The organism is Streptomyces sp. NPDC005492, assembly GCF_040605995.1.
Classification (GTDB): Bacteria; Actinomycetota; Actinomycetes; order Streptomycetales; family Streptomycetaceae; genus Streptomyces.
In genome coordinates this window covers 1-22923 of sequence record NZ_JBEXDX010000078.1, presented here as the reverse complement: position 1 = coordinate 22923, position 22923 = coordinate 1, and the positions used below count along the sequence as shown (strand labels likewise).

Below are 22923 nucleotides of genomic sequence, written 5' to 3'. Positions count from 1 at the left end.
GCCTGGTACTGCGCCCATGTGCCGCTCCACGCAGACCGGTCCCCGGCCTATGCACCAGGCGGAAGCCGCGATCCTGCCCTGGACGAGTCCCGCGATGTGAGGGACGAGTGGCGGGAAATCCTGCGGCGTTCGGCCAAGTGACTGGGTCGCCTCGAAACCTGAGCCAGCCCTGTTGCCATGGGGCTGTTGCTCACTCTGACCAGTTACGGGACAGGTCTTAGCAAGGTCAAAGCACAAAACAGCAGGTCAGGTAGGCACTCCTAAGGCCCTCTCATTTCAGTGCGCTGGTAATTCCCGCACAATGTCACCAAGACTTCTCACTCGATGTCACTACTTCTGCGCTTCAACCAGCAGAGGTGCAGGACAGTCAGATGAGAACCACTGCTGACACCGAAACGAGAAGTAGCAGCCGCCCCGGAAACAGGAACCGGCAGCGGACTGCACCTGCACCTCTCCCTGTGGACCGAGAAGGGTGAGCCGTGCTTCGTCCGCGAGCGGGGACAAGCCCTTCCGCCGCTGATGGACCGGGCTGTCGCGGGACTGCTCGGCGCGCTGCCGCACATGGCCCCGCTGTATGCGCCCACCGTCAACTCCTACAAACGCTACCGCCCCCACTCGTTCGCGCCGCTGCGCTACAACTGGGGCTACGACCACCGCGGTTGCGCCGTCCGTGTCGCCGGACACCAAGAGGGCGCCCGCCTGGAGTGCCGGCTCCCGGGTGCCGACGCCAACGCCTATCTCGCCGTCGCCGCCTGCGCCGCCGCCATGGCCTACGGCATCGAGCACAAGCTCCAGGCGCAGCCGGCCTGTAAGGGCGACGCCTACCAGGACCAAGACTCGCTCGCCCTCTACGCCGACCTCGCCGAGGGCCTCCGGCAGTTCGACGACAGCCCGATCGCGCACAGCCTCCTCGGCAGAAACGTCGTACGGCACTACACGCGTCTCGCGCAGGCGGAACTCCTCTGGCACCGCACCCACGTCACGGACGTGGAACAGGCCCGCGGAATCCGCTGAGTCCCAGCCGCCAAGAGGGGTCACTTCCCCGGCGGCAGGGCTGGACACCCTCGTTCCCCACACCCGACGGCGGGCGGGGAACGAGGGCCCGGCTCCCGGTTTCTGATAACGCCGGGGGCTGATCCCGGAGAGGTCCGGGCCCGGTTCCGGTCTCCGCGGGGTGGTGCCTGCGGAGACCGGAACCACCACCCGACCCCCGCGCCGCTTGAGGAACTGAATGGTCAGTCGGCTTTCAACCCGCAGGACTTCCCGAAGGGAGGACACCACGCGTGCGGGCAGCGGGCTTCCCGTGCCGCCGGACTTCGCCCGCGCCATCTCCGTACGGATCGTCCGCTCCGCCAGCAGCGGCTGGGCGGAGGGGACCGCTGCCTGCGTCGCCTACCGAGATGTGCACGGCGACCTGGAGCCACCTCGCGGCTGGACGACCGCGGAGGGACTTCCCCTCTACAGCTGGCTCGAAAACCAGAAGACCCGCTATCGCGAGGACCGGACCACTCCGGCGGAGATCACCGAACTCGAACGGCTCGGCATCCTCTGGAACAAGCACGACCACATCTGGGAGCAATTCCTCGCCGACCTGGTCACATTCCGCGATGAGCACGGACACCTCGGCGTTCCCCAGAAATACGTAGCACCGTCCGGCCGGCCTCTGGGAACCCAGGTGACCACCCGGCGAACGACCTGGGATGAACTGGGCGCCGAGCGTCAAGCCGAACTCCTCGAACTCGGCTTCATCCGCGACCGGCTCGAACACTACTGGGACCAAGGCTTCGCCGCCTGGCTGGAGTTCACGAGGGAACACGGCCACCCGATCGTCCCGTATGACCACATCACCGCCAGCGGACTGAGACTCGGCCACTGGCGCGTCGGCCAGCTCAGCAAGCTCAGGTCCGGCGACCTGCCGCCGGAACGCGCCAAGCGCATGAAGGCCAACCAACTCGACCTCAACGGGAGCGAGTTGCACGAACTGCGGCACCTTGAGGCGCTCCAGGAGTACCGCCTGGCGCAAGGACACACCGAGGTGCCCACCGACCACGTCACAGCCGACGGAGTGAAACTCGGGCGCTGGCTGTGCAACCAGAGAAAGAAGCTGCGCAACAACACCATCAGCCCGGACCTGGCCCGGGAGTTCTCCCGGCTTGGCGTGCGAGCCGTACTCCGCAAACTGCCAGGACGCGGCTGATACAGAAAACGCGGGCCACCGTGCCGGTCGGCTCGGACGACGCACCGTCCCGGGCGGAGCACGGCAGCCGAGCTGGGGAGGAGACCCTCAAGTGCTAGCGCTGAGCAACGGCCATCGCCGCTCCGCAGGAAACCGCCCGCAACCATCACCACCGAAACCAAGGAGCCCGTCATGTCCGGGGAGAACCAGGACCCGTTCAAGAACCCGCCGCCACGCCGCGTGGGCGTCCATGCCCTCATCACGCGAGGCACCCAGCTGCTCATGGTCAGCCGCCCCTACAGCGTGGCTGTCTCGCACTGGGGCCTTCCGGGCGGCACGGCCGCCGCGAACGAGCTGCCCAGGCGCGCCCTGAGCCGTCACCTCGACGAGAGGCTGACCCTGTGCGCCAGCGCCGGCCGCATCCTGGTCATCGATCACGTCCCGGAGCAGCCCGGACAGCACCACGAAGGCACCAACTACGTCTACGAGGTGTTCCTTCCCAGCGACGTCGAGCCGACCGTCACCGAATCCGGCCGCCTGGGCGAAGCGCGCTGGGTGGAGCGTGCCGACGTCAGCGGTTATGCGGTCGACCACTCCCTGGGGCGGATCGAGCAGAGTCTGCTGGCCGCCGAGACCGGACAGTTCGCCGAGCTGCTCCTCGGCGTACCGCTCCACAGCAGCCGCGCTCGCAACCTGGCCGTGTAGACGCGTCACCAGAGTGCTGCATCGCGGCGATTCGGCCACGACCGGTACCCCCGAGCGCCGCTCTATTCGGGGGTGCACGCTGTACGTGCCCCGCAACCGTGGGTCGGGGACGCGACTCAAACACGCGTGTTCGAAAGCAGTGGCCACCTGGTTGTCCCGGTCATTATCAGTCATCCCCAACCTGGCCTGGCTGGTGCGCTGTTGGTGATGCGTGCCGGGGCCGCCGTCCGAGCCGGCCCCGGCGCACCGCATTCTCTCGTCCGGTCAACCTCAGGAGTCTCCATGAACCCCACCCCTGTCATCGCCCATCTCCTCCCTGGACAGCCCGGGACCGTCCGGGCGGCTGGATCCCTCGCGGCGATGTGCGACAACGCCTCGGCCGGCATCGCGGAGAGTTCACGCCCGGAACCGAGGTGGGGGGCATGAGTGTCACCACTCCGGTTCCCCCCGCGCTGCGGGAATGGGCTCAGGACATCGTCGGGCCGGTGCTGTCCGTACGTAACGTCTCCCACGACCGCCCGAACTCCCGTGTGTGGGAGCTGACTTATGCCACGGGGCGGGTTTTCGTGAAGCTGTCCCCGAATCCGGCATCGTTTGGTCGGGAGACCCGCGCCCTGCGTGAAGTGGCACCCGGTCTGCAGATGGGCACCATCCCCCTGCTTCGGGGAGCCGACGCGCACCAGCAGGCGCTGCTTCTCTCGCCGGTGCCCGGCCGACCTGTGAAGTCGCTCGCCCTCACCCCCGGCGGTGAGCGGTCGCTGCACCGGCAGGCCGGCAGCTGGCTGCGCCTCTTCCACGGCGGCCTGGGCGATCTAACGGCCCGGGTCCGCCAGGACGCCGCCGATGAGATCGCCCGCGCCGCCCGCGGCGCCGACACACATGTGGAGCGGGCCGGGGAGTTGATCAGCACACGGGAACGGCAGGTCGTTCGGCGGCATGCCGCCGAACTCGCCCGCATCGGACCGCTGCCGACGGCCTTCGTCCACGGCTACTTCCAGGCCCGTAACTGGCTGCTGGACATCGACCATGCGGTCAGCGTCTTCGGGGCGGTGGACGTGGAACGTGCCCGTCCCCACGCCGTTGTCGCCGACGCCGTCGCCCTCGCGTGCGGTCCCTGGGTCGGGCGTCCCGACCTGGAGGCGGCGTTCTGGAACGGGTACGGCCGCGCCCTCACCAGTGAGGAGGAACGGGCGCTGTGCTGCCTGTCCGCGCTGGACGCGGCGAGCGCCATCTCCTGGGGCGTGCCCCACGGGGACGAGGAGATCGTGGAGCGCGGACGGGCGACGCTGGCCCGGCTGGAGGTGCAGGCCGCGTGAGCTATCTGTACACGAGCCCGGTAAACGTGATCGTTGTGCTGGTGCGCGACGACGGCCGCGTCCTGGCGGTGCGGCACAACGCCACGGGTGACGTCTCGGCATATGCCGAGGCGGCACCCGCTCGACCCCGGGTTTCCCCCCGTCCCGAAGGATCTGTGATGACAACCGAACGACGCGAGCCAGACACCGGGCAGTCTGCAGCAGGCTTCATCTGGTCGAAGCTGATGGGGAGGACAGCGCGATGACGCCCGAGGAGTCAAACACCGAGGCGTGGACCGTCTACGGCCACCATCACGTCCAGCGCGGCACGCCCCTGCCAGAGGCCGAAGGGATCGACTGGGGTCCCGGCGCCACCGGTCCGGGTGATGCGATCCTCGGTGACCTCGACGGCCGGCGGGTACTGGACCTGGGCTGCGGGCCGGCCCGGCACGCCGCCCACCTCGCCCGCGACCACGGCGCGCTCGTGGACGCCGTGGACTCCTCCCCCACACAGATCCAACGCGCTCGCACCCGCTACGGCCAGATGCCCGGGCTGAACGTGGTGCTCGCGGATGCCGTCGACCACCTGCACACCGTCACCCCGTACGACGTGATCTACTCCGTCCATTCCGTCCCCTACATCGACCCGCACCGGCTGCTGCCCGCCCTGAGCACGGCGCTCAAACCCGGCGGCAGGCTGTGCTTCACCGTCCTGCACACCAACTCCCACGGCAATGGTCCCTCCACCGCGCTCGTCCCGCGGCCGGAGACCCTGCGGCTGGCCGACGGCCCGGAACTGACCGTCCAGATGTGGGTCCTCACGCCCGAACTGTGGGAGGACCTGCTGGTCCAGTACGGGCTACGGGTGGAGAGCGTCACCGTCCTCGACGCCCCGGAAGAGGGCAACCGCGCCTCCTACCGGCTCTTCCAGGTCCGCCGCCCGGCCCGCGTCAACTCCCGCCCGCGCACCACCCGGCCACCCGCAGCACACGCGGCACTCGGCGTCGGCATCATCGTGTCCGGGCCGGACGGCGTACTGCTGGGCCAACACCGTTGTCGTACGGTCGAGTTGCCCGGTGGCACCGTGGAGCCGGGCGAATCACTGTCCGAGGCAGTCGTGCGCGAACTCGCTGAGGAGACCGGCCTCATGGCCCTCCCTGCGGATGTACACCTGCTCGGCACGCTCGTCGACCACGTCGGCGAAGTCGTCCGCATCACCGTGCCGGCCGTGGTCACCACCTGGCAGGGAACGCCCGGCGACCAGCCCGACGAGAGCGTGACCGGCTGGCGCTGGTGGCCCCTCGACGCCCTGCCGTCCGGTCTGTTCGAGTGCAGCGCTCAAGTCCTGACCGCCTGGCGCCCCGACCTCCCCATCGACCACCCGACCGCGCACTTCACCCCCTTCGCCGAAACGGCGAACGCCGCCGCGGAATGACCGTGGCCAACAGCAGCCCACCTCAGCCTCTATCCCGCCACCCGCACCATCGGCGAACGTCGCCCACGCCACCCCCGGCCGGGCTCGTCCTCACCTGGAACCAGCGAACGCCCTGGCCCGCTTCCGGGCCGACACCCAACGTCCGGCCCTTCCTCCTACACAGCCCCCGGCATGCCAAGTCCGGTGCGCCACTTGATGATTCGGCGACTCCATGGCCTCCCCACCACCCAGCGACCCCAACCCGCCCGGCACTGCGATGACGGCCGCCGCGTACGGGGCCTCCCGGGGCCACCCTGTGGACCGGTGTGTCCGTGCACATCACCGACATGGCCGGCCGCATCCTGCTCCAGCGCGTCACCTAACGCACCACGCGCCTCCTTCCCGGCGGCGGCGTAGACGCCGAGGAAGCCCCCACCCGTGCCGCTGCTCGCGAGGTCCTGGAAGAACTCGGCGTCCACCTGCCGATCGGCCGGGCCCTGGCTGTGGACTGGGACTTCCCCGGCGGCACCATCGATCTCCACTACCGGTTCACCTTGCGCGACGACCTCATCGAACACCTCGTCAACGAACCCTGATCCCGTTCCCGCGGCACCTGCTCCCGCTCGCGGGAAAGGCCTCACCTCCACTCAGCCCCGGCCGCCGGGCCCGGCGGCCGGGGCACGGGTGGTACGACGACCTGCGGTACCGCAGGTGGCAGTACGACGGCCGGGAGCACGACGCCCCTCACGCCCAACGAAGCTGGGAGACAGGAACCCATCGCAGATACGGTCGGATACTGGGCGTTGCGAGGTTGCCGTGGGGATCTCGACAGGGACGCCCGAATCGCGTGAGGCGATATCCCGGCGAACCGGGGTAGCCGCCAGACACACGGCGGCTGGACGCCCACCATTCAAGGAGCAGCATGTTCGCACTCACGTCCCGACGTCTGCGCGGCACCGCCCGTCGGGTCTTCGGCTGGCAGCACTTGCGCCCGGCCCAACTGAGCGCGATGAAGGCCGTGATGAAGGGGCGTGACGTACTCGCCGTCATGCCGACCGGCGCGGGCAAGTCCGCCGTGTACCAGGTGCCCGCGGTCCTGCTCGGCGGTCCGGTCGTGGTCGTCTCGCCGCTGATCGCGCTGCAGCGGGACCAGATGCAGAGCCTGCTCGGATCCGGCGCGCTGCGCACCGCCGCCATCAACTCCGCGCAGCGCCGAAGCGACAACGAGACGGCATGGGCGCGCATCAGCGCCTCCTCGGTCGACGTGGTCTTCCTCGCTCCTGAGCAGCTCGCCAAGACGGACGTCACGGACCGGCTCGCTGCCGTCCGTCCCCGGCTGCTGGTGGTGGACGAGGCGCACTGCGTGTCGTCCTGGGGGCACGACTTCCGGCCGGACTACCTGCGGCTGCGCCACGCACGCGAGCGACTCGGCAACCCGCCGGTGCTCGCCCTGACGGCGAACGCGGCGGCCCCGGTACGGCGGGACATCGCCGAGCGTCTCGGTATGAACGACCCGGTGGAGATAGTGGCCGGCTTCGACCGTCCCAACATCCACCTGGACGTGAGGACCTTTCAGGACGCGGCCGCCAAGGAGCGGTTCGTCGTGGAACGGACGGCCGTCGAGGAGAAACCGGGAATCCTGTACGCGGGGACGCGTAAGACAGCGGACAGCTACGCCGAGCAGTTGAGCGACCTCGGACTGGCCGCCGCGAGCTACCACGCGGGCCTCTCCGCCGCCGAACGCCGCCAAGCCCAGGACCGGTTCAGCTCCGGTGAACTCGACGTGGTCGTGGCCACCTCGGCGTTCGGTATGGGCATCGACAAGGCGAACGTACGGTTCGTGCTGCACGCATCCGTCCCCGGCTCGCTCGACGCCTACTACCAGGAAATCGGCCGGGCCGGCCGCGACGGCGCACCAGCCAGGGCGATCCTCGCCTACCGCCCGCAGGATCTGGGCCTGCAACGCTTCTTCGCCGCCGGCGCTCCCGACGCCGACGCACTGCGCCGCGTCGCCGAGCGCCTGCGCGGCGACGCGGGCGCCGTGAGCGCGACCCGGCTCCGGGCCGACTGCGAACTCGGCGCGACGGCACTGTCCGCCGTACTGAACCTGCTGGAGGAGGCGGGAGCCGTCCGTACCGGACGGGACGGCAGCCGCTTCATCGGCGCCTCCGCAGATGACGATGTCGACGCCGTTGTGCAGAGCGCCCTCGCCGTCCACGCCACGCACCTCAAGCTCGAACAGTCCCGGGTCGACATGATGCGCGGCTACGCCGAGACGACCGACTGCCGGCGGCGGTTCCTCCTTGGATACTTCGGCGACTCCGTCCCCGTGCCGTGCGGGGCGTGCGACAACTGCACGGGCCCGGTGACGAAGCCTGCTAGCGGGCTCAGGCGCGAGCGGTCCGGGGAGGGGGGACGGCCCAACAAGGCGACCGCACGGCAACGCCGGTGGACCCGGGCCGGTGCCCGCTCGAACGTCACAACAGGTGCAGTCCGGGCGGCAGAGCCCGTTGCCAGCCGCGCGACGGACGACCACGCCTACCTGCCGGGCGTCCGCGTCAGCCACGGCCAGTGGGGCCAGGGCGAGGTCATGAGCGAGGGCGACGGCAAGATCACCATCCTGTTCGAGTCGGTCGGCTATCGCACCCTGTCACTGGCCGTGGTGACGGACAAGCAGTTGCTCGTCGCGCTGCCCGACACACCGCGCTGACCCTCGACCCGTGAGCCCGCCCATGGGGGGTGTCCGCCTGCTCGACCGACACATACCGCCAGACGTGTCCTTGAGAATGCCGTCGTTTGCGGCTGAGACCTTTGGCGCCGACGTCGCCGGCTGCAGGCGACGCCGCCTGGACAGACTGCACTGTGACCGCCAGGACGGTTTCCGCGGGCGGGCCGCCGATCGAGGCGGGCGGGGCGGCGTGAAGGTGGTGCCACGGCCCTTAGACATCATGATCAGTACCGTCCGGGCGAAATCGCAGTCGCCGAGGTTGCGGCGGCGGCCGCGGAACCGCAACCTCGCCAACGCCGGACTGCGGGTACCGGTCGGCAAGAAGGAACCCCTCCCCCGACACGCCCATGGCCGATCTGGTGCTGCACATCCACCGCGAGCTGATCCACCGCCTGTCCCAGGTCCGCCTGCTGCGCGACCTCTACCTGCGTACGAATCCCGCTGCGAAGGGAGCACCCCGGTGATCCGCCACGTCCAGGTCACCTTCGACGCCCACGCCCCACAGGCACTGTCGTCCTTCGGGCGTGACGTACTGGGCTTCGCCCAACCCGGCCCGCCCGGACGGGCACGGCCCCTGTACACCGGGAACTTCCAGAGCCGGATCGCGCCGCGCGTGCACGAACTCCTCGGTCGGAAGGTGACCGCCGGCGTCCCCGTGGAGATCGGCCGCGGCTGCGTGAAGTTCGCCGGGAACGACGCCTGCACGTTCTGCTCCATCCACGCCGGACAGCTGTGGCGCAACCAGCTCGGCCCCACGACGGCTGGGCCGTACTCGAGGCCGCGTTCGCCGCCGGCTACGACTACCTCTACCTGACCGCGGACGAACTGCCCATGACGTTCGCCAAGCTGCTCACCGCGATGGACGCCACCCGGCCCGACTGGTGGTCTGCCCTTCGGGAGGAGGAGCGGCCGGTGCTCGTCGGCTACGGCCGTGCGGACGGCGTCGCCGACCCGCGCCGCACCGCGCTGCTCACCAGCCTCGGCGTCCGCCAGATCATGATCGGCATGGACGCGGGCACACCCCTATCGCTCGCCGCGATGAACAAGCCCCTCGGCGGACGCCGCCGTGACGTTCTCGCCGAGGCGGAGACCCTGTACCGGCTGAATTCCACCGCCATCACGGTCGCGCGCGACCACGGGCTGCTCATCCGCGCCGGCTTCGTCGTCGGGCACATCGGAATGATCGGAATGACCCGACAGCTCCTGACCGACAACGTGGAACGCATCCTGGCTCTGGTGAGCGAGGGCGCAACGAGCGGCGTCTTCTCCGCCGTCGACATCGAGGTCCTCCCCCCCAGCCGGGCGCCCGCGACTACACCTACCTCACCTCGCCTCAAACAGCACAGGCCGCTGCCGCGCGCCTCGGCCTTGCCATCGCCGACCACACGGTGCTCACCGAGGTCGCCGCGCGCTGGGGCGGACAGGCCGTCGAGCATCAGCCCCCTCCGGCTCCAGCAGGCCGTGCCCGGCAGCGACTTCTCCGTCGCCCGGCTCGCCCGCACCCTGGAGACGACAACCGCACACGTCGTCCACCTACTCGCCGAGCACCCCGTCGACTGGAGCCCGCCCCGCTTCCGCCGCACCCAGCGCGCCGCCAGTCGGTCAGCACAGTGGCGCCTGTGGTACGAACGCGACCTCCTCTCCCTCCAGGCCATCGCCGACCGGGAGGACACCAGCCTCGCCACCATCCGAACGGCACCCGGCTCCGCCCCGCTGGCTCCTATCCAGGCCGGCCGAGGCGGAAGTGAACTGAGGGGCGGTCAGGAAACGCCGGTTGTCTCCTGAAGTTCATGGCGCACGAAGATGTTGTTGCCGAAGTGTCACCTGATGACCACCGGGTGACCGCCACCCGCGGGACGCTTTGTCGGATCCCGGGGAACGATGGGAGACGTCACCGCGAGCGACCAGCCGCCGAAGCACCCGCGAACACCCGAACCGCGCTGGAAGGACATGTCATGACCGATACCGCTCCCAAAGCTCCGACTGCACCAGGGGTGCGGTCCTGGTGGGGGATTCCGTATGCCACCGCCGAGCGGTACCGCCGCCCCGTGGTCGCGGACTTCGATGCTGACCGCCCCTATGACCGTAAGGGCGTCGTCTCTGTCCAGCCCGACAGTGGCGACTGGCTCGAAGCGGACAGTGGGATGGGCGAGGACTGCCTGAACCTGAACGTGTGGGCCCCTGAGCAGCCGGCCGGCGAGGCGCTCCCGGTGACCGTGTACATCCACGGCGGCGGATTCGAGTACGGCGCGAACACGCAGATCACCTCGAACGCCTCCGGTCTCGCCGCGTCGGGGCGCGTGGTGGGCGTGTCGGTCAACTACCGGCTCGGCGCCCTGGGCGCGCTCTCGCTCTCGCAGTACGGCGGGCGGCTCGCCGAGGCCGGCAACCTTTTCCTGCAGGACGTCATCGCCGCGCTGACCTGGGTCAAGCGGAACATCGCCCACTTCGGCGGCGATCCCGACCAGGTCACGGTCTACGGCCACAGCGCCGGCGCCTACTCCACCTTCGGACTGCTCAGCGTCTCCTCCGCCAACGGCCTGTACCGGCGGCTGGCCGCGTTCTCCGGCGGGCCCGCTCGTAGCATCCCTGCGTGGTGGGCCGAGGAGCTCGCGCACCTGTTCGTCACCGAACTCGGAGTGGCGGACAACCCGGAGAAGCTGCTCGACCTCGACGCGGTCTCCCTGAGGGACGCCCTGCGCAAGGTCGCCCCGACGGACCTCGGAGTCCGCGGCGGGGTGGACAACAAGGCCACCGGCGTCGTCCTGGACATCGGGCAGCCGGGCGCGGTGGTGCACGCCCATCCCATGGACGTCCTCGCCTCGGGCGCGCACCGCGATGTCGACGTGCTGCTGAGCATGGCGAGTGACGACATGGGGTGGTGGGTGGCGAACGACCTCGACCGCTTCAACCCGCACACCCGCGACCGCATCGTCGATGAGGTCGCGGGGTGGCGCATTTCCCGCTCCCGCGCGAAGAAGATCGTCGACGCCTACGATCAGGGCGGCCGTGCCCCGGCCGAGGTCCGCGCCGCGGTCATGGCGGACTACCTCTTCGCGCTCCCGGCCGCCCGCGGGGCCCTGGCGCACGCCGCTGCGGGCGGCAACGCCCATCTCCTGATGATCGGGCCCGCCGAGGGCGCGCCCGCGGTGCATGGCACCGAGATGTACGCCCTGGTCGGCCAGGAAAAGCCGGGCCGCAGCGCGGAGCAGGCGGAGCGTGACGCGCGGATCCGCGACATCGTGCTCGACTTCGCCACCGGCGAGCACTCCCGCCTGTGGCCCGCCGTCACGGACAAACCCATCTCGGAAACCGTCGGCAACTCTCCCTTCGAGGGCACCGCCCACTACCAGCAGGTCCTCGACCTGTGGGAAGGCATCGACCGCCCCTGACGGCCGGCGGGCGAAACGGAACAGCGCACCCAGGGGGCCGGAGCGGAGAAGGAACTCGACATGAGCCAACCCACAGCAGCCGATGGCGCCGCACTGGCAACGATGCGGGCCGTCGTCGTCACCCGGCCCGGCGGCCTCGAGGCATTGGAGATCAAGGACGTCCCGGTGCCTGACCGCAAGCGCGGCTGGCTGCGGATGAAGGTTAAGGCGTTCGGCGTCAACGAGTCCGAGGTCATCACCCGCCAGGGCGAGTCGGACGCGGAGGTCACCTATCCGCGCGTTCCCGGCATCGAGGGCGTCGGCGTGGTCGACGACGCCGACGAGGACAGCGGCCTGCGACCGGGACAGCAGGTGGCCACCATGATGGGCAACATGGGCCGCTCGTACGACGGCGCGTACGCCCAGTACGTCACCGTCCCCGCGGCACAGGTCATCCCGTTCGATACCACCCTGCCGTGGGAGGTCGTCGGTGCCCTGCCCGAGATGTTCCAGACCGCCTACGGTCCCTGACCCGCGGCCTGGACCTCAAGGCCGGACAGACGCTGCTGATCCGCGGCGGCACCTCCACGGTCGGGCTGAGCGCGGCCACGATCGCGAAGGACATCGGCGCCACCGTCATCTCCACCACGCGTCACGCCGGGCGTGCCGACGAACTGCGGGCCATGGGCGTCGACCATCCGATCGTGGACGACGGACACATCGCCGAGAAGGTCCGGGACCTCGCACTGCAGGGCGTGGACGCCGCGCTGGAACTGGTGGGCTGCACAGCCCTGCCGGACACCTTCGGATGCGTGCGCGTGCACGGCACCGTCTGCTTCACCGGAGCGCTGGGCGGCGCGTGGGCCATCCCCGACTTCACCCCGTTCATGATCCCCAGCGGGGTGCGGCTGACCAGCTACGCGGGCGAGGCCGCCGACCTCCCGGCTGACGTCTTCGCCCATCAACTCCAGGCCATCGCGGAGCGACGCCTCAAAGTCCCGGTCGCGAAGGTCTACCACGGCCTGGAGCAGGTCCGTGATGCCCAGGCCGACCTCGAATCCGGCACCACGGCGGGCAAGCACGTCGTTGTCCTGGACGACTGAGAACTGATCGCGGGAAGCGACAAGGTCATCGCACGCGTCGACTCGATCTCCTTGATCAGCACGTCGTGCGCAGTGAGTGGCTCAGCCCGGTGGTGAGTGTCGCCGCTCCCGTCGTTTCCGAAGGAGAGAACAGATGGCAGACCAGACAGCAGCAGACGACTTTGGCGCCGTGAGGACCCGGCCCCCGTTGGACCCGGAGCTCGCGCCCGCCGAGGTGGCACGGGGAGCTGTTTTCCCGGCTCTGTCGGACGAGACCCTGCCAGAGATCCGACGGCAGATCGCCCAGGGTTCCCCTGGGCTGGATTCGGAGCTCTGACGGCGGGCGGCAGAGTGCGGGTGGAGGAGCGCCAGGTACCGGGGCCGGAAGGCGCGCCGGACATCACGGTGCTGATTCTCAGCGCCGTCGAGGACCGCGGTCCCAAGGGGGGCATCCTCAGTCTCCACGGCGGCGGGATGATCATGGGAGGTCGCCGGGACCACGTGAGTCATCTCCTCCCCCATGTGATCGAGGGGAGTGCGGTCGTCGTGTCGGTCGAATACCGGCTGGCGCCGGATCACCCCGATCCCGCGCCGGTCGAGGACTGCTATGCGGGGCTGGTGTGGATGGCGAAGAACGCGGACGAGCTCGGTATCGACCCCGAGCGGCTCCTGATCGCCGGAGTCAGCGGCGGAGGCGGCCTCGCGGCGGGGACCGCGCTACTCGCCCGCGACCGCGCCTTTCCCGAGCTCAGCCACCAGGTTCTGATCTGCCCCATGCTCGACGACCGCTTCGAGACGCACAGCAGTCGCATGGTGGACCGCGACGGCGTATGGGATCGCTACAGCAACCTGTACGCGTGGACCTCCGTACTGGGCGAGCGGCGCGGCGGCCCGGACGTGTCGCAGTATGCCGCGCCGGCCCGCGCCGAGAACCTCAGCCGGCTGCCGCGCACCTACATCGACACCGGCTCGGCGGAGGGGTTCCGCGACGAGATCCTGATCTACGCCGGCCGCCTCTCCGAGGCGGGCGTGAGCGTCGATTTCCACATGTGGGGCGGAGCCTTCCACGGGTTCGACATGACGGTGGATCATGCGGCTGTGTCGCGCGCTTCCAGCGCGACCCGTGAGGAGTTCATCCGGCGGGCTCTTGCCAGGTGAGCGGTGCGACAACGCGCAGACTGCCATTGCCTCCTGACAGGCAAGGGGCGTCCGCCGTGTTTGCGTCAAGCGTCGGACCTCGCTTCGCCGGCCGCGTAGGCGGCCGGGGTGAGACCGGTGCGGTCGCGGAAGAACCGGCCGAAGTTCGCGGGGTCGGTGAAGCCGAGGTGGACGGCCACGGTCCGGGCGTCCCACCGGGCAGCTCCCAGCAGGCGCCGGGCTTCCAGGAGGCGCCGCTCGTCGATGAGTTCACGTACCCCTTTGCCGGTGGCGTCCCGGGCGGCTCGGCTCAGGGTGCGGACCGAACAGCCGAGCAACTCGGCGTAGTCCGCGGCTTGGTGCAGTTCGCGGAAGTGCAGCTCCAGGGCGTCCAGGAAGCGCCCGTATCTGTCGGCGCGGCCGGTGCTGGCCGTGGCCGTGGCGACGGGGACGATGCCTGGGGAGCTGGCCAGGCGCAGCAGCAGCGATTCGAGCAGGCTGCGACGCAGGGCGTGGTGGACGTCGAGGGGGCGGCGCCCCAGCGCGCGGTGTTCGTCCAGGAGCTGGAGTGCCGTCTGCTGGAGCCAGGCGGTGTCGTCGGGGTGCGGGCTCAGCACGGCAGGGGCCTCGTGCGCGGTGAGCGGGGCCAGGAGACGGGCGAGGTCGGGCCGTAGCACGTCCGGTTCGAACAGGATGAACGGGCCGCGGGCCGCGCCGGGCGGATGCCAGCACTGCGCATGCCCGGGACGCACCCACAGCCACTGCCCGGGAGTGACGGTCCGCGTGACGTAGTCGACGTCGTGCCGCAACTGGCCCTCGGTGACCAGGATCAGGTAGTGGAAGGTGGCACGGCCAGGGCGGGGCGGGTTCCACGGCCAGTCGTCGTGCTGGGCGAAGAAGTCCTCGACGGTACTCACCTCGAGGCCGTACGGAGTACCGACCGGGGGCTGAAAACCGTACAGCCGAACCGTGGCAGGACCGGTCTCGGTTCCGCTCGGGTCGGGGTGTCGCTTGTCGACCATCACGTGTCCGCAGCCTACCGCCCTTCCGGTCGGCTTCGACGCAAGGATGGAACGTGCCAGCGCACCCACGCGGCGCGCCCCCTACCTCCTTCGATGCCACAGTCCGTCACCACCTGAGAAGGCCCACCGCCCATGAACGCATCGACCCTGCACAAGACCGCCGCCGACTGCGCGGAGGAACTCCCCGCAGCCCAGCTGGAGCACCCCTTCGGCCCCGACTGGGAGGTCTACAAGGTGCGCGGCAAGGTGTTCATGCTGATGACCGAAGTCCCGGGGCGTCCTGTCGTGATCCTCAAGGCGGACCCCGGCGAGGCCCACGCCCTGCGGGAGCAGTACAGCCACATCACCCCCGGCTACCACATGAACAAGAAGCACTGGATCACCCTGGAGAGCGGGGAAGGCGTCGACAAGGAGCTCATCAGGGAGCTCGTCACCGACTCCTACCGGCTCGTCGTCGCCCAACTGCCCAGGGCCGAGCGGCCCGTCGACCCGCGCACCTACGGCACCGGCACACGGGCGTCCCGGTGAGCGCGGCCGGTGACCGGCTCCAGGACACTGCCCGCCAGGCGGCCCTGGCCCTCCCCGACGTCAGCCACGGCTACCCCTTCAGCCCGGGACTCGACGTGTACAAGGTCGCGGGCAAGGTGTTCCTGTGAAGCTTCCCCTTGATCGTGGACACCTGGAGACACTGGGACCTGAGGTTCCAGAGGAAGTACACCAGGTGGGAAGCAAGTACACGAAGCGGTACACGGAGGAGTTCAAGCGCGACGCCATCGCGCTCGTCGACTCCTCGGGCAAGACGGTCACCGCGGTGGCCCGGGAACTCGGCATCAACTCGGATTCCCTGCGCGGCTGGTACCGCCAGGCCAAGGCCGACCGAAGCGGGAGCCAGGGCGGCGAGCTGACCAGCGCCGAGCGTGAGGAAGGTCGACGGACATGACGTCGAAGCGAACGTTCGTCACCGAACTTCTCGCGCGCCTTCAGCCGAGCCTGGTCGATCATCGCGGGAGTCACATCCACACCGAGCACCTCGATGTCAGGACGCTCACGCGCGAGGACGAACGTGGGCTGACCGGTACCGCAGGCCAGGTCCAGGACAACCGAGCCGGCCGGCAGACTCGGCAGCCGATCGAGGACGGCCTCGGTGACGGGGTTGGTGGCCGGGAGCGTGGTGTCCATCGCGGCACCAGCTCGTTGCCAGTCGACCTCCGCTGTCCTGCGTTGCGGCATGGCGGCAGTTGACCTGCTCATCGCGCATTCCTCCACGGTGGTTCCGTCGATCCCGTGCATAGCGGGGCGGTCGGTGGGACCTGCACGCGGCCCCGGTCATGAGGAAACACCGGCGTACCCCCACGCCGCCATGTCCGCCCGGCCCTGATCGATACGAGCTTGTGCGCGCGCCGCTAGCCGGGAGTGTAAATCTAACGGCGGATCCGACGATCATGGGAGAGACGTCAAGTGACTGACACCGCCGTGGAGTTGGAGACCGTGGAGCCTGTCGAGAGTGCCCAGTTGGGGCAGCCTGAGCCCGTGTCCGACGAGCATCTGGTCAAGCTGGGGCGGGGCCGGGTGAGCGCGATGAGCAGCGCCCAGTGGCGGCCCGGCGACATGGTCATCGACAAACGACGCGTGGGTACGGATTGCCACCCCTGCCGTTCGACTACCACGGAGCCGCTGCGGTGCATGGCCTCTTCAACACGATCGGGTACCCACTGGCGACGTGTCGACTGGAGGGTGCCCGTGCGGGCGAACAGGCAGCCCGGGTGGGGCGCATACGTCCGAGACTCCGTCACAGGCAGGCTGCACGTCACGGACGTCGTCATGGTCGCCCTGTTCGGTGACCGGATCGGCGAGATGACACGTTTCGAGACGACGCTTGCGCCGTACTTCAGCCCGCCCCTGACGCTCGGCCGGACACGGGCCGCGATGAAGTGGCGGGAGACGGAAAGGCGTTGAGCAGTGCGAAGCCCAATGCGAAACCCAGCATGGTGTACACGCCTTGCGGCCAGAAGATGTGGCTGTCGATGAAGGACCAGCCGGAGACGAGGAGCACGGCCGTGCCGGGAAGGACCCGGAGGCGCTGCCGGGGAGCGAGCGCGACCGCCGTGGCCAGCACGGCGACGATGAGCGCGTAGGTGCCGGCGTGGCCGAGTGCATCGCCCGTGTCGAAGAGCGGGCGCTTCAACGAGGCCAGGGACACCTGTTCCGGGGCGTGTTCGACCGCCGTACCGGCCGCGATCCCGGCAACCGCGTCGAGCCCCGTGTAGTACGCGGCATAGGTAAACGCGGCCAGCCAGGTCACGACCGTGGCGATACCTGCGATGTCGCGGCCGGGCCGGCGCCACAGGGGGACGAGAAGCCCGATCACGAGCAGGGGAAAGACCGGCAGGAGCACGATGTGCAACCACGCCCATTCCCCGGCCGTCGCCCGGGAGAGCCCGTGCGGATGCACGAGACCTGCCGCGGCCAGCAGCAGGGGCGCAGCGGTGACCAGACACATACGGCGGAGGGTCGGCATGCGGCGATGCTAGGCGTGGGACGTCGCGCCGCGAGCCGGCTGCTCCTGCAGCGTCAGGGATTCGTAAGACTGCCCGGCAGCCGACCACTCAGCAGCCGCTCGATGAACCTACGCCGTGCAGGGCGCAACGCGGCGGCCTGCCGCCTCTGCCAGCTGGTCTCATGGCCCAGTTGAGTGCCCGTGGACAAACTGATCGCGGAGTAGTTTGTCCACGGACAGCGAGAGAGGCTCCACAACTTTGGGGACGTGCGCATGAGCGATGTCTATCCGTTCCTGGCGGTCGACGACGTCGACGCCGCAGTCGTGTTCTACGCGCAGGCGTTCGGCGCCATCGAGGAAGGCGAGCGAGTGCGTGCTCCTGACGGGCCGCAGGTGGCAGTCCTCTCGATCGCAGGTCATCGCCTCGGCGTGGCGACCGAGGCGCCAGAACTCGGCACGCCGAGTCCCCGGACACTCGGTGCGACGACAGTACGCATCTCCCTCGACGTCGATGATCCCGACACCGTTGCAGCACAGGCAGTCGCCGCCGGCGCACGCGAGATGTTCGCGGTCACCGACCAGCCCTACGGGATGCGCCAAGGCCGCGTAGTCGACCCGTTCGGCCACCACTGGCTCATCAGCCGCCACCTCTGAGCGCCGTGAACAAACCGATCGCAGAGCAGTTGGGAGCAGAACTGGCGACATGACCTGACGGGCCAGAACCTTGTCGGCAGCAGGAGCGGTACCAAAGCCCCTGTCCTGCCAAGAGGTCCTGTGAAGCCGTTGTGCGCGCCTGTTCCTGCCACGGTCCCCCCTGCGTCCCGCAGTTCACCGCGGCTCAGGCGGAGGAGGTACAGGCAGTACACTGCGGTCGCGTTTGCTGCGCCGCCGGAGAACTGCCACCACCAGATGGCGTCTTCCGGCTCCTGGGCAGGGTTCAGCAGGCAGGCGAAGTGCACGGCCCGCTCGACATCGGTGAGGTCGCCGACGAGAGAGGGGGCGTTCCCCCTCTCCGGGTGTCAGGCTTGGTCTGCCAGGATGGTGAGTTGCTCCGCGATCCGGTCCACGCGCGACTCGTTCTCGCTGCGCAGGCCATACACGCCGGTGAGCGGCACACGACTTCCATCGGAGAGGATCGCGAGGGGGAATTCCCACAGGGGGCCTATCGCCTGGAAAGCGCGCACCCAGACCAGGTCGTCCCACGACACGAACCGCGTGCGCCACGTCCCGTGACTGTGAATGCCTTCAGGGGACACCTGGAGCCGCGCCGTGGCGGTCCGCCAGGTCAGCGATGCCCAGCCTGCCGCCAGGGCCCCGTACGGCCAGGGCCTGATCACCCCTGGCAAGCCCTGGATACCCCCCACGCCGATCAGGGCCAGCAGCTGAAAGCACAGCACTTGCAATGCTGCTACCCATGGAATCCTGATGGTCTCCCGCACATCCACTGTGTAGCGCTACAGGCGCCCCCCGGCAACAGACCGGACGATCAGTCCAGTTCGACGATCAGGCAGCCGTCCACCTACGCGGGATACACGCAGCCGTCGGCGATCGCCCGGTCGACTATCACAGGCCGCCAGGTTGATGGTGTCCGCGTCCCGCGTGCCGACGTGAGTCTCCAACAGGCCCTGGACGGTCACGCGCTCAGCCCGATTCAGGTAATAGGAGGGATAAGAGGGTTGTGACAATCCGGAACCGTCCCGGAAATCACGACGGCCGTGGCAAGCGGTTCTGATCCACTTCTTGTGGGGTGGAAACTCCCACTCTGCATCAGTCAGTTGAACTCGCGTCACGCGGAACGACCTACCGGACCGGGAACCTCCGCGAGAGCGAAACCCGCAGATTGATTACGACTGGCGTTCTTGGCAAGGGCGGCAGCTTCAGTCACGACGACCACCCCTAAGCTCAACTCCATGACCGCGTTCGACGACCTCACTCGCCTCATCCCACCGCCACCGCAACCACTGTGGGCGAACGGAGACTGGGACGAGGTGGAGGCAGCACTTGGCGTGGAACTCCCCTCTGACTTCAAGCAGATGGTCGGAGCCTACGGGGCTTACCACTTCGCCGAGTTCTTGACGCCACTTACGCCCTTTGGCGGGCGAGACCTGCTGGTCGGCCCGGCGAAACGGCTGCTTGACCAGGAACGCACCTTCCGGGACAGCAACCCCGACGCCTGCCCGTACCCCTTCTACCCGGAGCCGGGCGGACTCCTGCCGTGGGCGGGAACCGACAACGGGGACCGCGTGTGCTGGCTCACTGACGGGCAGCCGGACGAGTGGACGGTTGTCTGCTGGAATCCGAGGGGCTGGTACTACGACGCGCATCCCGTGGGTGCGGTCGAGTTCTTGGTCGGCTGGATATCAGGACACATCAGCACCAGCGTCTTTCCCGACGCCGCCGAGTTCGTCGAGGAGGACTGATCCGATTAACTCGGGCACCCCAGCCGCGTCGGCAGCCGCATGGACGTTTGCGATGGCGTCGCGTCGGCCAGCGGGCCACTGAGTCGGACAGGCTGACCGATCAACCTACGGCGTGGCGGTGATCCCGCAGATTGATCACGACTCGATACGCGCCCAGTAGGACGGGTCGGTTGGCCAGTGAGCAAGCCCGCGCGATGAGGTCGAGGTGTCCGTCATCGACGAAAGCGGTGTTGGCCGGCGGACCACGCCATGGGCGATCGACCGACCGGATGAAGTTCCGCCCACAAGCTGTCAGCACGGCGCCGAGCAGCGGAACGGGCGCGGGTCGTGTCCATACGCTGCAACCAGGAGCGCCCGGCGAGTGGGGCCCGCATCGCACGGCCCCGTGCGCTGCGGGCCCGCGTGATGTGGGCTCCTCCGACTCGGCTTCTTCGACTCGGCTTCTTCGACTCAGAATTGGCGGAATGCATGAGACCGATGATCTCTGGCCGGCTCCGGACCTGGGCCGCTGCTGGTACGGCACTCGTGGTTTTGGCGGGAGCGGCCGCCGCCGGCTCCCCGGCGGCGGCGCACGGCGACGACCTCGGGCCCGCCATCGAGGCGATCATGCACAAGCCCAGCTACGAGCACGCGCAGTGGGGCGTGCTGGAGACGGACCCGGAGAGCGGACAGGTGATCCACTCCCGGTTCGCGAACCAGTTCTTCGTCCCGGGCTCGACGGTCAAGCTGGTCACCCTCTCGACCGCCTGGCACGCCCTCGGCCCGAACCACCGCTTCACCACCCCCGTCATGGCGACCGGCACCCGCACCGGGTCGACGCTGCACGGGAACCTGGCGCTGGTCGCCCAGGGCGACCTGACCATGGGCGGGCGCACCAAGCCCGACGGCTCGGTGGCCTACACGGATATCGACCACACCGAGGCCGCGCTGCCTGGTGCCACCCTCACCCCTGAGAACCCGCTGGCCGGCATCAACCAGATCGCCCGGCAGATCCGCAAGTCCGGCATCACCAGGGTCGACGGCAACGTGATCATCGACCCCCGCCTGTTCACCCCTCCGGCGCTGGACCCGCAGCCAACCCCGCTCATCCTCAACGACAACCTGATCGACCTGCTGACGACCCCGACAACGCCGGGGCAGCGGGCAAAGCTGTTCTGGCGCCCGCAGGTCGCGCCGTACCAGGTCACCTCCAGTGTCCGGACGGTCTCCAGCGGCGGGACCACCTCCATCAACGTGACCGCCTCGCCCGACGGCACCCGCATCCGCCTCTCCGGCACCATCGCCGCCGGCTCGCAGCCACAGCTGCGGATCTCCAACATCAAGGACCCGAACGCCTTCGGTCGCACCGCGCTGATCGAGGCCCTCGCCCGCGCCGGCGTCACCGTCACCGCGCCGCCCACCGGCCCCAACCCGCAAAACCAGCTGCCCGCCTCCTACCGCCACGACCCCCGCGTCGCCGCGTACGTCTCCCCGCCGTACAGCCAGTACGCCAAGCTGATCCTCAAGGTCAGCCACAACCTCGGCGCCAACCTGGCCCTGTGCAACATGGCCGTCTCACGCGGCAGCAAGAACTGCTTCGACGCGTTCCCGATCGAGCACGACTTCCTCACCAACGTCGCGCACATCGACCCGACCCAGTTCCAGCTCGCCGACGGGCGTGGCGGCACGCCGGGCGAGCGGGTCACCCCGAAGGGCCTCGTCGAGATCCTCACCTACTGGCTGCACACCCCCGATGCCAAGGCGTTCCGGAGGCTGCTCCCGATCCTCGGCGTCGACGGCTCGAACGGGATCTCCTGCAAAACGAACTGCCCGGCCAAGGGCAAGGTGTTCGCCAAGCCCGGCACCATTCTCAGTGGTGACGAGCTGAATCAGCAGATCGGGGTCGGAGCCCAGAACGAGGCCGGCTACTTGCGGACGAACGACGGACGCCTGCTGACCTTCTTCGTCGGCGTCAACGGCGCCAGCAGCCCCGACCTCCAGACCTTCCTCAGCATCTTCAACGACGTCAACCAGGTCACCGCCCTGCTCCAGGAGGAGGCCTCGGCACACGGGTAAGGGCCGCCCAGGCTGCGCGCGCAGACGCAAAGAGGTCCTACCCTCAAGCGGGATAGGATCTCTTTGCGTCGCAAGGTCTCTGCGATGAACGCCACTTTGCCGCCCGGCCCTGAACTGGAAGCCCGCTCGGTCGGGGCCACCCCTACCAGCCACCAGACCTGTCCTGGGGCCCGGGTGGGGCCGGAAGGCCGGTGAAACCCCGTGAACGATCAATACGTCCGGGGCGCTTGCACGTCAACTGACCTGCACAGATGGTGAGAACAGGGAAACGAAGTGAACCCCGGGGTACGGCTCTGGCGACCTTGTAATGCGTAGGTCGTCGGTTCGAATCCGACAGGGGGCTCATCGTGAAGACCAGCTCAGACGGTGTCTGAGCTGGTCTTTTTGGTTCAGCGGATGAGGCGTCGGCGGCGGGCGCGGGGATGAAGAACTCGCCCATGCGCCGCATCGCCTCCTTCGACAGGTGGGATCTGCACCCCGAGTTCGTTCAGGATCGTGTCGGCCGTGTGACGGCTCCCCTCGTACAGGCGGCGGTCGTCGATCCCGGCTTCGGCCAGCAGCTCCTTGAACTCCTCGTAGTCGGCGCGCGGGTCAAGGGGGCGTCCGTCCGGCCGCGAGAACGCCACCTTGTGTTCCTGCCAGAGGTCGCCGACGGCGTCCCGCGTCTCACCCTGCTGCGCCCTGTGCTCGTGCGGGAAGGGGAAGAACCGAGTTGAACCGAACGGACTCGGACGCGTACGACAACGACACCATGGCCTGCTGGCAAGGCTCGGTCGGATTCGCATCCCCGAGCTGCCGAGAGGCCCTAATCCCTTGTTAAGGGCGTTCCGAGGGAGCGGTTGGTTCTCGGGATGTTCGGGTGCCGGACCGGGACCTTGTGGCTGCCTGGCGGGCAACGCCTCGCTTTAGACAGCGTGCGCGGTCCCGGTGCTCATGGTGGTGGCGGTCGCGTGGGCGCCGTTTGGATGCCCCAAGAGGCCCTGACGGGCAACGTCTCAAGGCAGAGCGGCGACATGCGGTG

The 22923-nt window shown here is 69.0% G+C and carries 19 protein-coding genes and 4 pseudogenes; 18 read left to right on the top strand and 5 right to left on the bottom strand.

The features are described from left to right. Positions 1-381: 381 nt before the first annotated feature. The 11 genes and pseudogenes from ABZT04_RS44185 (at position 382) to ABZT04_RS44135 (ending at position 13929) form a co-directional block, all read left to right on the top strand. Entirely contained in the window at positions 382-1014 is a 633-nt protein-coding gene (locus ABZT04_RS44185; RefSeq protein ID WP_356065870.1) for a glutamine synthetase, read from the top strand. A gap of 289 nt (positions 1015-1303) precedes the next feature. After that, entirely contained in the window at positions 1304-2197 is an 894-nt protein-coding gene (locus ABZT04_RS44180; RefSeq protein WP_356065867.1) for a helicase associated domain-containing protein, read from the top strand. Positions 2198-2368: 171 nt separating this feature from the next. Beyond that, complete coding sequence (locus ABZT04_RS44175) at positions 2369-2881, top strand: NUDIX domain-containing protein (RefSeq protein ID WP_356065864.1); 513 nt, start codon at positions 2369-2371, stop codon at positions 2879-2881. Positions 2882-3303: 422 nt separating this feature from the next. Then, positions 3304-4197, top strand: coding sequence for an aminoglycoside phosphotransferase family protein (locus ABZT04_RS44170; RefSeq protein WP_356065862.1), 894 nt, complete (start codon positions 3304-3306; stop codon positions 4195-4197). A gap of 241 nt (positions 4198-4438) precedes the next feature. Continuing rightward, positions 4439-5611, top strand: a complete 1173-nt coding sequence (locus ABZT04_RS44165; RefSeq protein WP_356065859.1) for an NUDIX domain-containing protein — start codon at positions 4439-4441, stop codon at positions 5609-5611. 901 nt (positions 5612-6512) lie between these two features. Then, complete coding sequence (locus ABZT04_RS44160; RefSeq protein ID WP_356065856.1) at positions 6513-8300, top strand: RecQ family ATP-dependent DNA helicase; 1788 nt, start codon at positions 6513-6515, stop codon at positions 8298-8300. 478 nt (positions 8301-8778) lie between these two features. Then, a pseudogene (locus ABZT04_RS44155) lies at positions 8779-8880 on the top strand (VOC family protein); the annotation flags it as partial. Positions 8881-9050: 170 nt separating this feature from the next. After that, positions 9051-10103, top strand: coding sequence for a hypothetical protein (locus ABZT04_RS44150; RefSeq protein WP_356065854.1), 1053 nt, complete (start codon positions 9051-9053; stop codon positions 10101-10103). Between the two features lie 170 nt (positions 10104-10273). After that, positions 10274-11710, top strand: coding sequence for a carboxylesterase family protein (locus tag ABZT04_RS44145; protein ID WP_356065851.1), 1437 nt, complete (start codon positions 10274-10276; stop codon positions 11708-11710). Positions 11711-11770: 60 nt separating this feature from the next. Further along, positions 11771-12792, top strand: a pseudogene (locus ABZT04_RS44140) (zinc-binding dehydrogenase). A gap of 336 nt (positions 12793-13128) precedes the next feature. Continuing rightward, positions 13129-13929 (top strand): alpha/beta hydrolase fold domain-containing protein, encoded by an 801-nt coding sequence (locus tag ABZT04_RS44135; protein WP_356065848.1) that lies wholly within the window; start codon positions 13129-13131, stop codon positions 13927-13929. A 65-nt stretch (positions 13930-13994) separates the two neighbouring features. On the opposite strand, the gene ABZT04_RS44130 is transcribed toward ABZT04_RS44135, so the two are convergent. Beyond that, entirely contained in the window at positions 13995-14825 is an 831-nt protein-coding gene (locus ABZT04_RS44130) for an AraC family transcriptional regulator (RefSeq protein WP_356065845.1), read from the bottom strand. 237 nt (positions 14826-15062) lie between these two features. Between ABZT04_RS44130 and ABZT04_RS44125 the strand changes: the two genes are divergently transcribed. The 3 genes from ABZT04_RS44125 (at position 15063) to ABZT04_RS44115 (ending at position 15870) form a co-directional block, all read left to right on the top strand. Beyond that, complete coding sequence (locus tag ABZT04_RS44125; protein ID WP_356065842.1) at positions 15063-15458, top strand: MmcQ/YjbR family DNA-binding protein; 396 nt, start codon at positions 15063-15065, stop codon at positions 15456-15458. Continuing rightward, positions 15455-15586, top strand: coding sequence for a hypothetical protein (locus tag ABZT04_RS44120; protein WP_356065839.1), 132 nt, complete (start codon positions 15455-15457; stop codon positions 15584-15586). The genes ABZT04_RS44125 and ABZT04_RS44120 overlap by 4 nt, the downstream gene beginning before the upstream one ends. A gap of 65 nt (positions 15587-15651) precedes the next feature. Then, a complete protein-coding gene (locus ABZT04_RS44115; protein ID WP_356065836.1) occupies positions 15652-15870 on the top strand; it encodes a transposase in 219 nt (72 codons plus the stop codon). Between the two features lie 35 nt (positions 15871-15905). Here ABZT04_RS44115 and ABZT04_RS44110 read toward each other — a convergent pair. Continuing rightward, positions 15906-16109 (bottom strand): annotated as a pseudogene (locus tag ABZT04_RS44110) (class I SAM-dependent methyltransferase); the annotation flags it as partial. Positions 16110-16388: 279 nt separating this feature from the next. On the opposite strand from ABZT04_RS44110, the gene ABZT04_RS44105 reads away from it, so the two are divergent. Beyond that, positions 16389-16886, top strand: coding sequence for a hypothetical protein (locus tag ABZT04_RS44105; RefSeq protein ID WP_356065833.1), 498 nt, complete (start codon positions 16389-16391; stop codon positions 16884-16886). Here ABZT04_RS44105 and ABZT04_RS44100 read toward each other — a convergent pair. Then, the gene (locus ABZT04_RS44100; RefSeq protein ID WP_356065831.1) at positions 16819-17448 is read right to left on the bottom strand and encodes a hypothetical protein; all 630 of its coding nucleotides are present in this window, start codon (positions 17446-17448) and stop codon (positions 16819-16821) included. The two genes, ABZT04_RS44105 and ABZT04_RS44100, sit on opposite strands and share 68 nt — an antisense overlap. A gap of 252 nt (positions 17449-17700) precedes the next feature. Here ABZT04_RS44100 and ABZT04_RS44095 point away from each other — a divergent pair, with 252 nt between their 5' ends. Continuing rightward, the gene (locus ABZT04_RS44095; protein ID WP_356065828.1) at positions 17701-18081 is read left to right on the top strand and encodes a VOC family protein; all 381 of its coding nucleotides are present in this window, start codon (positions 17701-17703) and stop codon (positions 18079-18081) included. Between the two features lie 365 nt (positions 18082-18446). Here ABZT04_RS44095 and ABZT04_RS44090 read toward each other — a convergent pair whose 3' ends face one another. Next, positions 18447-18866, bottom strand: a complete 420-nt coding sequence (locus ABZT04_RS44090; protein ID WP_356065825.1) for a hypothetical protein — start codon at positions 18864-18866, stop codon at positions 18447-18449. 471 nt (positions 18867-19337) lie between these two features. Here ABZT04_RS44090 and ABZT04_RS44085 point away from each other — a divergent pair, with 471 nt between their 5' ends. Both ABZT04_RS44085 and dacB read left to right on the top strand, forming a co-directional pair. Continuing rightward, positions 19338-19847 (top strand): SMI1/KNR4 family protein, encoded by a 510-nt coding sequence (locus ABZT04_RS44085; protein ID WP_356065822.1) that lies wholly within the window; start codon positions 19338-19340, stop codon positions 19845-19847. A gap of 468 nt (positions 19848-20315) precedes the next feature. After that, positions 20316-21902 (top strand): D-alanyl-D-alanine carboxypeptidase/D-alanyl-D-alanine-endopeptidase, encoded by a 1587-nt coding sequence (dacB, locus tag ABZT04_RS44080; protein ID WP_356065820.1) that lies wholly within the window; start codon positions 20316-20318, stop codon positions 21900-21902. Positions 21903-22317: 415 nt separating this feature from the next. Here dacB and ABZT04_RS44075 read toward each other — a convergent pair. Next, positions 22318-22609 (bottom strand): annotated as a pseudogene (locus ABZT04_RS44075) (integrase); the annotation flags it as partial. Positions 22610-22923: the final 314 nt, after the last annotated feature.

What these genes read in the sequence shown, in the direction of transcription:
- ABZT04_RS44125 (WP_356065842.1), top strand. Translation starts at nt 15,063, where the DNA reads ATGAACGCATCGACCCTGCACAAGACCGCCGCCGACTGCGCGGAGGAA.
- ABZT04_RS44160 (WP_356065856.1), top strand. Translation starts at nt 6,513, where the DNA reads ATGTTCGCACTCACGTCCCGACGTCTGCGCGGCACCGCCCGTCGGGTC.
- ABZT04_RS44095 (WP_356065828.1), top strand. Translation starts at nt 17,701, where the DNA reads ATGAGCGATGTCTATCCGTTCCTGGCGGTCGACGACGTCGACGCCGCA.
- ABZT04_RS44175 (WP_356065864.1), top strand. Translation starts at nt 2,369, where the DNA reads ATGTCCGGGGAGAACCAGGACCCGTTCAAGAACCCGCCGCCACGCCGC.
- ABZT04_RS44100 (WP_356065831.1), bottom strand. Translation starts at nt 17,448, where the DNA reads ATGCCGACCCTCCGCCGTATGTGTCTGGTCACCGCTGCGCCCCTGCTG.
- ABZT04_RS44165 (WP_356065859.1), top strand. Translation starts at nt 4,439, where the DNA reads ATGACGCCCGAGGAGTCAAACACCGAGGCGTGGACCGTCTACGGCCAC.
- ABZT04_RS44085 (WP_356065822.1), top strand. Translation starts at nt 19,338, where the DNA reads ATGACCGCGTTCGACGACCTCACTCGCCTCATCCCACCGCCACCGCAA.
- ABZT04_RS44170 (WP_356065862.1), top strand. Translation starts at nt 3,304, where the DNA reads ATGAGTGTCACCACTCCGGTTCCCCCCGCGCTGCGGGAATGGGCTCAG.
- dacB (WP_356065820.1), top strand. Translation starts at nt 20,316, where the DNA reads ATGAGACCGATGATCTCTGGCCGGCTCCGGACCTGGGCCGCTGCTGGT.
- ABZT04_RS44145 (WP_356065851.1), top strand. Translation starts at nt 10,274, where the DNA reads ATGACCGATACCGCTCCCAAAGCTCCGACTGCACCAGGGGTGCGGTCC.